We start from the raw sequence: 1,313 nt of genomic DNA, 5'->3' as shown, positions 1-1,313 counted from the left end.
AGAGGTGGTCCCCATTTTTCGGACAGGGCGATAAGCTATCATCTGGCCTGAACGAGGACGGGTTTTATGGGCAAGGTTACGCGGAAGAGGTATGCGGCAGAGTTCAAGTCACGGGTTGCGCTGGAGGCGATCCGTGGGGAACTGACGCTGGCGGAACTGGCTTCGAAACATGGGGTACATCAGACGATGATCGCCCAGTGGAAACGGCAGGCGATCGAGGGGATGGCGGCGACCTTTTCCGGGAAGACGGTGGCTGAGCCCCCGGTCAGCCCAGCTGACGTGGAGAAACTGCACGCGAAGATAGGCGAACTTCTCGTGGAACGGGATTTTTTACGCGATGCCTCTGCTCGGTTGGGCGTGATCAGAGGCGGCAGATGATTGACCCGAAGCGAGCGCGTCTGCCGATAATCCGGCAATGCACGCTACTGCAACTCAACCGGTCGGGCGTCTACTATCGGCCTGTGCCACAGAGCGAAGCCAATCTGGAGCTGATGCGGCTGATCGACGCCCAGTTCCTGGAAACGCCGTATTATGGTTCACGGCAGATGACATGGCATCTGCGCCGCCACGGACATGAAGTGGGCCGCAAGCGGGTCCGGCGGCTCATGGCGATCATGGGCCTGCGGGCGATCTACCAGAAGCCGCGCACGACCGTGCCCCATCCGGAGCATCGGAAATATCCATATCTGCTACGGGATCTGGTCATCAATCGGCCTGACCAGGTCTGGTGTTCCGATATCACATATATTCCCATGAAACGGGGATTTCTCTATCTCGTGGCGATCATGGACTGGTTCACGCGCAAGGTCCTGTCCTGGCGTCTGTCGAACACGATGGACGTGGAGTTCTGTATCGAGGCGCTACAGGATGCCCTCATGCGCTATGGCGCCCCGGACATTTTCAATACTGACCAGGGGTCGCAATTTACGACACCCCGTTTCAGCGGGATACTGGAAGAGCGTCAGATCCGCATCAGTATGGACGGGCGTGGGCGATGGCTGGATAACGTGTTCATCGAGCGTCTGTGGCGGTCGCTGAAATATGAATGCGTCTACCTGCACGCGTTCGAGACCGGATCAGAGCTGAGGGCCGGGCTTGGCAGATGGATCGCCCATTATAACGAAAGGCGTCCGCATACGGCGCTGGCTGGACGTACGCCCGATGAGGCGTATTATGACGTGCCGACGCCATCTGGTCCGGGGTTAACCCCGGACCAGATGGCCAACAGCAACGCCGTCAGAAGGGCGGCATAACAACAATCGGGTATAGCTTATCAAGCCCGCAAAACTGTCCGAACGGACGGGACCACCTCA

Annotated in this window: 1 protein-coding gene; it reads left to right on the top strand. The window is 58.6% G+C overall.

Annotated elements, in window-relative coordinates:
• Positions 1-66: 66 nt before the first annotated feature.
• A protein-coding gene (locus tag CFR72_RS16790; RefSeq protein WP_110914815.1) for an IS3 family transposase occupies positions 67-1,253 on the top strand; the annotation gives its coding sequence in 2 pieces (ribosomal slippage) (positions 67-325 and positions 325-1,253; 1,188 coding nt in all).
• The last annotated feature ends 60 nt before the right edge of the window (positions 1,254-1,313 follow it).

Origin of the sequence: Gluconacetobacter entanii (genome assembly GCF_003206495.1) — a bacterium.
Taxonomy (GTDB): Bacteria; Pseudomonadota; Alphaproteobacteria; order Acetobacterales; family Acetobacteraceae; genus Novacetimonas; species Novacetimonas entanii.
This window is presented reverse-complemented; position numbering and strand designations above follow the sequence as displayed.